At 46.3% G+C, this 9,935-nt stretch carries 8 protein-coding genes and 1 pseudogene; 8 read left to right on the plus strand and 1 reads right to left on the minus strand.

Annotation, left to right across the window (positions count from 1 at the left end; genetic code table 11):
• Window positions 1-87: 87 nt before the first annotated feature.
• Window positions 88-786: an IS3 family transposase gene (locus DW640_RS19415; protein WP_157454349.1), complete on the minus strand. Its 699-nt coding sequence runs from the start codon at window positions 784-786 to the stop codon at window positions 88-90.
• A 388-nt stretch (window positions 787-1,174) separates the two neighbouring features.
• Between DW640_RS19415 and DW640_RS19420 the strand changes: the two genes are divergently transcribed.
• From DW640_RS19420 to DW640_RS24075, 8 genes and pseudogenes are all read left to right on the plus strand, one after another.
• Entirely contained in the window at window positions 1,175-1,639 is a 465-nt protein-coding gene (locus DW640_RS19420) for a beta-barrel fold lipoprotein (RefSeq protein WP_012055839.1), read from the plus strand.
• An 87-nt stretch (window positions 1,640-1,726) separates the two neighbouring features.
• On the plus strand, window positions 1,727-4,723 hold the full coding sequence (locus DW640_RS19425) for a TonB-dependent receptor (RefSeq protein ID WP_032561878.1): 2,997 nt from the start codon (window positions 1,727-1,729) through the stop codon (window positions 4,721-4,723).
• A gap of 19 nt (window positions 4,724-4,742) precedes the next feature.
• Entirely contained in the window at window positions 4,743-6,347 is a 1,605-nt protein-coding gene (locus tag DW640_RS19430; RefSeq protein ID WP_032561877.1) for a RagB/SusD family nutrient uptake outer membrane protein, read from the plus strand.
• 412 nt (window positions 6,348-6,759) lie between these two features.
• The gene (locus DW640_RS19440) at window positions 6,760-7,164 is read left to right on the plus strand and encodes a hypothetical protein (RefSeq protein WP_005798039.1); all 405 of its coding nucleotides are present in this window, start codon (window positions 6,760-6,762) and stop codon (window positions 7,162-7,164) included.
• Entirely contained in the window at window positions 7,161-8,441 is a 1,281-nt protein-coding gene (locus tag DW640_RS19445; protein ID WP_032561876.1) for a DUF3440 domain-containing protein, read from the plus strand. Before DW640_RS19440 ends, DW640_RS19445 begins: the two co-directional genes overlap by 4 nt.
• A gap of 5 nt (window positions 8,442-8,446) precedes the next feature.
• Window positions 8,447-8,968, plus strand: a complete 522-nt coding sequence (locus tag DW640_RS19450; RefSeq protein ID WP_032561875.1) for a ParB/RepB/Spo0J family partition protein — start codon at window positions 8,447-8,449, stop codon at window positions 8,966-8,968.
• 106 nt (window positions 8,969-9,074) lie between these two features.
• Window positions 9,075-9,407: a hypothetical protein gene (locus DW640_RS24070; RefSeq protein WP_008640858.1), complete on the plus strand. Its 333-nt coding sequence runs from the start codon at window positions 9,075-9,077 to the stop codon at window positions 9,405-9,407.
• A 97-nt stretch (window positions 9,408-9,504) separates the two neighbouring features.
• Window positions 9,505-9,935, plus strand: a pseudogene (locus tag DW640_RS24075) (TonB-dependent receptor); the annotation flags it as partial.

Consider the following 9,935-nt stretch of genomic DNA (forward strand, 5'->3'; position numbering starts at 1 on the left):
AGGTGCAGCTATATACAGATATAGCTGCACCTTGCACCAATGAATTATCTTGTCCTAGAAAAACTTTACAGATTATATTACTTTGTCCTATATGAGCTTGACATTATCAGGAATTGAGTGTTTTAGTCCTGCTGTGCCTTTACACTTCGGCTCAAAGATAGAGACTTCTTCATTAAGTACATTCCTCTTTCGATAATAATTCTTCCATTTGCGTTCCGTTTTAATATTTGTTTGATGAACCAAGGCAGGAACCATATAACTGATACTCTGATGCGGTCTTTGATTATTATATAAATCAATAATTCGACTAATGAAGTTAATAGTTTCCTGCCATGATTTTAGCTTAACATCGTATATCCATTCTGTTTTCAGAATGCCATTTATTCTTTCTGCTATTGCATTTTCAAGTGGATCGCCACTTTCCGTCATGCTAATTTGTACCTTATGCTGCGTTAGCAAATTAACATAACTGGCGCTGCAATATTGGCTTCCTCTGTCTGAATGATGAATAAGCCCGGAATATCCTTCCGGTAAACTATTTAAAGCCATTTTCAAGGCAGCAAGAGCATTGCAAGCACGAAGTGATGGAGCAAGCTCCCAACCAACGATCTTATGAGAATAGGCATCTGTTACAAGTGCTAGATAAGCAAAACACCCTGCCATCTCAATATAAGTAATGTCGCTTACCCATAATTGATTGGGAGCCTTTGGTATATAATCCCTTATCAAATTGGGGTATTTACGCATCCAATGATTGGAAAAAGTCGTTTTTCTCTTACTTCTCACCCTGACTTGTCCTAAAATAACCTTACAGCTCCTCTCTATTTCTCTTATTATACTTTGACACATTACATGAAACATAGAAATTTGCCATAATCATCTCCTTTGTAATATAAATCTAAGGTATTTTTATTTGATGTATTTATCTTATTGTATAATATTTTGTTTATATATTCCAAACTATTAGGCCATATTGATAAATTATAGGGCTAAAATGATAATCAATAATATTTTATTTTGTTTTTCATTTGCACAATGAATAATGGGCCGCGTATTATATTCAATAAATATATTGTTGTTAATTAGATAATTTGTTTGCCTTAGATGATTAATATTCTTCTTGGCAAGATTTATAGATATATTATTTTTATCAATTATTGTTGTAAATATAAATATGAAAAGTAAATTCACATTATGGAGTGTTGTATTGCTCTTGGCCGGATTTATATTTGTAGGATGTGACAATGAACGAACGGAAAACGCATCTGATTTTCAGACAGGAATTCATAAAATTGTAATCCAACAGTCCGGTGACACAGATTCATTTGAAGTGAGTGTAAGTATCGGTGGTGCTGACAAGGGTGGTCCCGCCAAGTTGTACAATGACAAGGGAGAATACATTGGTGATTCCTATTCTGCCCAAATAAGGACGGCAACTATGTCTTGTTGTACAAATGGGAATGCGTTTTTCATGACCTGTGCCGGTTCGGTTTCCAGTATCTCGGAGGCGGGTAAACGGCTTCATATAACAGTAATAGGCTACATTGACGACAAGGAGGTTAACCGTTTGGAAAAAGAATATATAACAGATGGTAATACCCTTATTGAAACTTTCAGCGTTTCAACCAAGGAGATATGATCCGGGTAGAATACAGAACTTGTATTGAAAAGAGCATAACGCCTGAACATGTTTCTTATCGAACTTTTTTTCCTAACTAAATAATTTATGAATACACTTCAAAAAACAGCGGGAGCAATTCTGTCGCTCTCGCTATTGTGTGGGATGCAGGTTTATGCGTTCCCTGACTACCCTTCCCTGAGGGGACAAATTATCGAACAGAGTGATATCTGTCAAGGAGTTGTCAAAGATGCCAATGGCGAAAGCATTATCGGCGCATCCGTACTTGTCAAAGGGACGACAAACGGCAGCATTACGGGACTTGACGGTGATTTTTCCCTTAGGAACGTAAAAAAAGGGGATATAATTGTTGTTTCTTATGTCGGCTATCAGAGCCAGGAAATAGCCTGGACAGGTGAACCGTTAAACATCGTTTTGAAGGAAGATGCCGAAGTCCTTGACGAGGTGGTTGTTATTGGCTATGGTGCTGTAAGAAAAGCGGATATGGCCGGTTCCGTAGCCGTGCTGGACAACAAAAATTTCAAGGACCAGCCTATAACCCAGGTTGCAGACGCTCTTCAGGGGCGTGTCAGTGGCGTTCATGTTGAGAACAGCGGCGTCCCCGGGGGAAGCGTGAAAATCCGCATCCGCGGTGCTAACTCCATCAGCAAAAGCAACGACCCTTTGTATGTGGTTGACGGAATCGTCCGCGAAAGCGGTTTGGACGGTATCAATCCCGAGGACATCCGTTCGATGCAGGTTCTCAAAGATGCATCGTCCACTGCCATATACGGTTCCAGGGGTTCGAACGGGGTCGTTCTGATCACTACCAAGAGTGGTAAGGCCGGTGTGCGTGAAATTATGTTCGACGCATCAGTGGGAGTTTCCAATGTATATAAGAGATACGATATCCTTGGAGCATACGATTACGCTCTGGCGCTCAAGGAGGTCAAAGGTATTGATTTCTCAAACGAAGAGATGCAATCCTATCAGAACGGAACGGCGGGCATCGACTGGCAGGATGAGATTTTCCGTACGGGGATCACCCAGAATTACAAGTTGGCTCTTTCCAATGGTAGCGAGAAGACCCAATATTACATTTCCGCCAACTACATGAGCCAGGAAGGTGTGGTCATTGAATCGAAGAACGAGCGTTATCAGGCGAAGGCGAATCTTTCCTCACAGCTTACCGACTGGCTGCATATCACGGCTGACATCAATGCTTCCCACGGTGTGCGTCGCGGGGGATCTTTTGCCTCCGGTAAGGATAATCCGATCTGGATTGCTTTGAACTATTCGCCTACCATGACGATGATGGCCGAAAACGGGAACTATAACACCGATACTTATAATTCCATAGCTTCCAACCCGGTCGGTATCCTAAAGTTGCAGTCGGGAGAGACAATGACCAATGTTTTCAACGGACGTGTTGATTTGCGCCTTGATATAATGAAGGGGCTGACATTCACCACAACCAATGGCGTGGACTATTATGACGGGAAAAGTTATAGTTTCAGCTCCAAACGAGTGGGGACCAAGAGTGGTATGGGCAATAACGATACTTATCGTCTGATGCTGCAAAGCTCCAACAATCTGACATATACAGGTTCCTGGAATGACCATCATCTGACAGCCACGGCTGTATATGAGGTGACCTCCTCCGAAACCAGGACAATGGGTATAACCGGTAACAACCTGCTGACCGAGGGTGTGGGCTGGTGGAATGTGGGTATGGCTTCCTCTCGTGATGCAAACAATGGTTACGAGCAATGGGCGCTGATGTCGGGAGTGGCCCGTGTCATGTACAATTTTAAGGATCGTTATATGCTTACCGGAACATTTCGTGCCGACGGTTCTTCTCGCTTTGCCAAAAAGAAATGGGGGTACTTTCCTTCTATTGCCGCAGCTTGGACGTTGAGCAATGAGGATTTCATGAAGGATGTTTCCTCGGTTCAGGACATTAAACTTCGCGCCAGTTATGGTATTGTGGGTAGCCAGGCCATCAGTCCTTACGCGACCATGGGCCTTATGAGTGCTACTGCATACAATTTTGGAACCAACAGTAATTTTACCGGTTATTGGGCAAATGACATAGCAACTCCCGAGCTTACGTGGGAGAAGACCAAGCAGTTCGACCTGGGTCTGGAGTTCTCCCTGTTCGACAGGCGGCTGAATTTCAGTGTGGACTATTTCTATAAGCGTACTACAGATGCGTTGCTTAAAAGAAGTATCCCCGGATATGTCGGCGGTAACTCTTTTTGGGTGAATGACGGCGAAATCAGTAATCGTGGTATTGATTTGAGCGTGACCGCCCGGATTATGCAGAATGACCGGTTCCAATGGACCTCCACCTTGAACGGTACTTATTTGAAGAACCGCGTGGAACGCCTTTCCGGTGGTGAGAATGATTTCATCAACGGCTCCAGTCCGGCTGCCGGTATGGTTGATTATGCCACCATTATCAAGCCGGGTGAGGCCATCGGTACTTTTTGGGGATATGAATGGACCGGCTTGGATGAAAAGGGACATGACACTTACACGGATGTAGATGGAAATCAGATGATAGACGGTGGCGACCGCAAGGTCATCGGCAAGGCCAATCCCGATTTCACCCTGGGATGGAATAACTCCCTGTCTTATAAAAACTGGGATCTGAACCTGTTCTTCAACGGATCTTTCGGAGCCAAACGTTTGAATCTTGTAAGATATACGATGGCTTCGGCCGAAGGGAATTCCCGCTTTGTAACTCTGGCAGACGCCTATCTGAAGGGATTCGACAAGATTGGCTCTTCGGCAACATACCCGAGCCTGACCGAAGGTGGAAATAATCTGCAGCCGGTTTCAACCAAATGGCTGGAGAACGCGGACTTCCTTCGTCTGGAGAATATCAGTCTTTCATACACTTTCCCCAAAAAGACAACGGGATTCGCTGATTTGCGGCTTACTTTCAGCTGTCAGAACCTTTTTACAATAACCGGGTACAAGGGGATGGATCCGGCCGGTACTACCTTCTCGAACAGCAGCGTTGACGTTGACGCGGGTATTGACATGGGAGCCTATCCTTCCCCAAGAACATTCACATTCGGTCTCCGGATGAATTTTTAAATCTAAAATAGAAGAACTTATGAAAATAAAAATAATAGCAGGCACTATGGTTGCCCTGTCATTTTCACTGATGTCGTGCAGTGATTTCTTAACGGAAGATCCCAGGGGAAAACTCACTCCGGAAAACTTCTTCTCTACCCAGGATGAATTGAACATGAGCATATATGCCCTTTACCAGAAAGTCAATCTTTCACAGGTATATACGAACATGCAGCTGCCCCAGTGGCAGGGGGATGATATAACGACCAATTCGGGGAGCAACAAACAGCCTGCCGCAGAAATGGACAAGTTTGCCGCAGCAAACAACAACAAGGGTGTCAAAGATGCGTGGAACATGCATTATGCCATTGTAAAGGCTGCCAATTTGATCATACAGGGGGCCTCTAAAACACCTACCACTCAAGATGAGATAAATATCGCCCTCGGGCAGGCTAAATTCTGGAGGGCATACGCTTATTTTACCCTGGTGCGACTTTGGGGACCGCTGCCGATGAATCTGGACAATGTCAACGATGATTATACCAAACCTCTATCCCCCGTGGAAGAAGTGTATGGTCATATTGTGCAGGACCTGACCGAAGCTGAGGCCGTATTGCCTACGGGTTACAGTGGCAGCCCCCGCTTTCTGAACGGAGTGAATGTGTATGTAACCCGGCAGGCAGCCAAATCTACTTTGGCAGCAGTGTATATGGCTATGGCCGGCTGGCCGATGAACAAAACGGAATATTACGCAAAGGCTGCTGAAAAGGCGAAGGAGGTCATTGAGGGTGTGAACAGAGGTGAATACGAGTATAAGCTCGATAAGGATTACAAAGATGTGTATGCTATGAGCAATAACTATAATAATGAGACGGTGCTCGGCATAAATTATTCACCGTTCGTGGATTGGGCACAGGATTCGGAGCTTACTTCATGTAACCAGTTTGAATCGCTGGGCGGCTGGGGAGACGCCTGGGGTGAAATTCGTTTCTGGAAGGAGTTTCCTGACGGTCCGAGAAAAGATGCGACTTATGATCCCAAGATTCGTCTGAAAGACGGAACGTTGGTTGACTGGTGGGAGTTGAAGGAGGACGGTACCCCTGTCGTTCCGGAACATCACCCCATGTTCAGTATATTCTCCGTCAACTGGGATCCTGCGTCAAAAGTGAATACCAGTGCCCCGTATGATTATACAAAACCGGCCAGTCAGAACATGTGTAATGACCATCGGCATAGAATCATTCGTTATTCGGAGGTTTTGTTGTGGTATGCGGAAGCCAAGGCCAGGACGGGGCAGACGGACGAGTTGGCATTCAAGTGTCTGAATGATGTCCGCGAGCGTGCCGGACTGGAACCGCTCACCGGACTTTCTGCAGATGACCTTGCCGAAGCGGCTTATAAGGAGCATGGTTGGGAGGTGGCAGGCTACTGGGTGGCCCTTGTCACACGCCGTGCGGACCAGTTCCGTATGAACAGACTGAAAGACACCTTTAAGGAAAGAGCGGAGAACACGGCTGTTGAAGTCGCCGACGGGATCTTGGTAAAGGAGTCTGTAGAATATACGAACAGGACATGGAGTGACAATCTGATGTATCTTCCATATCCTGATATGGATTCCCAGAAAAACCCGAATCTGGTAAGGTGATTTTTTATTTTAAACCAGAGGGCACCCGCCAATCACCAGTTGATTGGCGGGTCGCTCCTCTGATTTTCAATGTATAATTTTTTAATATCATGTACTAAATTTTGAATTGTTTTTTCCGTGTTCTCTGCTCCTGCCTTTCCGGTCATATGTTTTCGGAAAGAAGGGTATGTGACCTGCACGTGACTTTTGAGCTGATAGGGGAATGGGGTGTGGAGATCGTTCCCGTGGCATTATTGTTCATTCTTATGTTTTTCTCCCTTTTGGAAACTCAGGAGGTATCATTCCCGTCCCCATTGATATCCATGTTTGCGGATAGTCATTTGTAACGTGCTTGCGGCATGATAATGCCGGAAATCATGGACAAACGCATAATAGGTACACATTCGATTTTTAGTAATAACGGATTGGAATCATGAACATTCTGAAGTTACAAGGATTGGACGGTCGGCTTTTTGACCTTGTCGCGCCTTTGGTAATGAACCCGGCCGTATTGCGGCAAAATAATAATTACCCTTTCAAAACGACGCGTAACCATGTCTGGTACATTGCCATGGATGAGCAAAGGGTGTTGGGATTCATGCCCGTGAAAATGACCTTGACAAACAATTGCATAGATAACTACTATATTAGCGGGGATAACTCCTCTGTAATAGAGGTGTTATTGGACCGTATTATCCATGATTTTTCTTCTGATGGTTCCCTTGTGGCCGTTGTACACGAACGCCACGTGGAAGACTTTTCAATGAAGAATTTTATCCCCTGTGTCGAGTGGAAGAAGTATGTCAAGATGCGTTATCATGAAGGAGGTGGGGCATGATGTGCCGGATGGATGTCCACGAGGCCGCCAACCGGAGATTGAAGATCATCTTTGACTATTTTGATTACGTGTATGTCTCTTTTTCCGGTGGCAAGGATAGCGGTATCCTTCTCCATTTGTGCATGGATTATATCCGCATGCATGCACCCGGTAGAAAACTGGGTGTGTTCCACATGGATTACGAGGTGCAGTACCGCCAGAGCACGGAGTACGTGGAAAGGATGTTTTCCAACAACCGGGATATCCTTGAAGTGTTCCACTGTTGTGTCCCCTTCAAGGTACCCACATGTACTTCCATGTACCAGCAGTACTGGCGTCCCTGGCAAGAGGGGTACCAGAATATCTGGGTTCGCCAGATGCCGGGCACCGCTCTTACCGTGAAAGATTTTGATTTCTGGAACGACAGCCTGTGGGATTACGACTTCCAGTCTCTTTTCCCTTCCTGGATACGTCGTAAGAAGGGATGCAAGCGTGTTTGCTGCCTCGTGGGGATCCGCACGCAGGAGAGCTTCAACCGGTGGCGGGCGATTCATTCCGACAAGAATTACCGTAAGCTGGCCAACTACAAGTGGACTCACCGTGTAGGATATTACACTTATAACGCCTACCCGATATACGACTGGAAGACAACGGACGTGTGGACGGGGTATGCCCGGTATGGTTGGGATTATAACCGTTTGTATGACTTGTATTACCAGGCCGGGATTCCCTTGTCCCGCCAGAGGGTGGCCAGCCCGTTTATCTCACAGGCCGTTTCGACCCTACATCTTTATAAAGTTATTGATCCGGATACCTGGGGACGCATGGTCAGCCGGGTCAACGGCGTCAGTTTCGCCGGAATGTACGGGAACACGGTTGCGATGGGCTGGCGCTCCATCAGTTGTCCGGACGGGTTCACGTGGAAAGAGTACATGTACTTCCTCCTTGACACGCTTCCCCGGGCGACAAGGGAGAACTACCTGGAGAAACTGAGGGTGAGCCAGAAATTCTGGAGAGAAAAAGGAGGCTGCCTGGGAAAGGAAACGATCGGGAAGCTGCGTGCGGCCGGTGTACCGTTCACGGTGGAAGAATGCACGGCATACCGGACTGACAAGAGGCCCGTCCGCATGGAGTATATAGACGAGATAGATATCCCTGAATTTCGTGAAATACCCACTTACAAACGAATGTGCGTCTGCATCCTGAAAAACGATCATACCTGCAAGTATATGGGTTTCACGCAGACCAAACGGGAGAGGGAGATGAAAGAGAGAGTTTTGAAAAGATATAAATTGTGATTGTCATGTCAAGTTTTAAAAGTCCGGCGTATAACGTCAAGGCCGTGCCAGTCGAGAAAATCGTGGCCAACAGCTATAACCCGAATGTCGTTGCTCCCCCGGAGATGAAACTGTTGGAACTGTCCATCTGGGAAGACGGTTACACGATGCCCCTCGTGTGTTATTACCGGGAAGAAGAGGATATCTACGAGCTGGTTGACGGTTACCACCGCTATCTGGTTATGAAAACATCCGTCAGGATTTACAAGCGCGAGAACGGATTGCTGCCTGTAACGGTCATAAACAAAGACATCTCGAACAGGATGGCCTCGACTATCCGTCATAACAGGGCCAGGGGAATGCACTCGCTGGAACTTATGACAGGTATTGTGGCGGAACTGTCAAAATCGGGTATGTCCGACAGCTGGATCATGCGCAACATAGGCATGGACAAGAACGAGTTACTCCGTTTCAAACAAATCTCAGGTCTGGCTGAATTGTTTTGTGACAGGAGTTTCGGGCTCTCAGACGACTGGTTGGAGGAATAAAACGGTCTGTCTGGTATCCGTAACAAATATACATGGTGTTTATGCTTGCAAATCATTATTTGTAGGTATTGCGAGTGATGATTAAAACCGTTAATTTTGCAAACTAATGGATCGTACGAAAAAAAGACAGAGACAGCGGGCTGTCATAGCATGTATGTTGTTGCTGACATTGATGCCCTTTTTCCTCGTGAAAGCTTTTCATGTTCACGGGGAACATTCGTGCGTATCCCATAACGAACAGGGACACTCCCGTCACGATTCTCCTGAAAATTGTACCATCTGTCTCTTTACGCTCTCCCCGTTTGTCGAGGCAGGGATTTTTATATACGATTATATTCCGACTGGCAGGCCTGTAAGGTATCTTATCTCCGGGGAAACAGATGTCATCGTCATTCTTTTCCCGCATTTCCTCCGTGCACCCCCTGTGTGTTTGTCATAACTCCCTTGAGGGATTCGCATGCCATCACTGTGATTGCGTGCAGGGGCTTTTCATGTCCCGTCTTAACAGATTATAACCCGTTTATATTTTTTCAAGTATGACATTTCATGCATATCTCCAGTATGTGTGCCTGCTTGTTGTCTGCCTATGTACCCTCCCTTCTCCCATGGAAGCACGGGTACAGGCTGACCGGCAATCGACGGGTACACGCGATACTCTGCTGGTCATTGACCAGGAAAGCGGGCTTCCCATTGAAGGGGCCTATATCCTGACCGGGGAACGGTTACTTGTCAGCTCCCCCCGTGGAATGATTGTTTTCGGTCATGGAACGTGTTTCATGGATACGGTCCTCGTGCAGTGCCTGGGTTACGGTTCCCGGCGTGTGCCTTTGAACGAGGTATTCAAAGAAAGCAGCATACATACCGTATGTCTCTCCCCGGACATACAAAAACTCGGGGAAGTGGTCGTGACCGGTGAACGTGCCGGGGCGTCACCCAACGTGGTGAGCCGGCGCCTTTCATCTCCCGA

It is taken from the genome of Bacteroides sp. AM23-12 (assembly GCF_003434395.1).
Lineage (GTDB): Bacteria > Bacteroidota > Bacteroidia > Bacteroidales > Bacteroidaceae > Bacteroides > Bacteroides thetaiotaomicron.

What these genes read in the sequence shown, in the direction of transcription:
- DW640_RS19420 (WP_012055839.1), top strand. Translation starts at nt 1,175, where the DNA reads ATGAAAAGTAAATTCACATTATGGAGTGTTGTATTGCTCTTGGCCGGA.
- DW640_RS19425 (WP_032561878.1), top strand. Translation starts at nt 1,727, where the DNA reads ATGAATACACTTCAAAAAACAGCGGGAGCAATTCTGTCGCTCTCGCTA.
- DW640_RS19430 (WP_032561877.1), top strand. Translation starts at nt 4,743, where the DNA reads ATGAAAATAAAAATAATAGCAGGCACTATGGTTGCCCTGTCATTTTCA.
- DW640_RS19440 (WP_005798039.1), top strand. Translation starts at nt 6,760, where the DNA reads ATGAACATTCTGAAGTTACAAGGATTGGACGGTCGGCTTTTTGACCTT.
- DW640_RS19445 (WP_032561876.1), top strand. Translation starts at nt 7,161, where the DNA reads ATGATGTGCCGGATGGATGTCCACGAGGCCGCCAACCGGAGATTGAAG.
- DW640_RS19450 (WP_032561875.1), top strand. Translation starts at nt 8,447, where the DNA reads ATGTCAAGTTTTAAAAGTCCGGCGTATAACGTCAAGGCCGTGCCAGTC.
- DW640_RS24070 (WP_008640858.1), top strand. Translation starts at nt 9,075, where the DNA reads ATGGATCGTACGAAAAAAAGACAGAGACAGCGGGCTGTCATAGCATGT.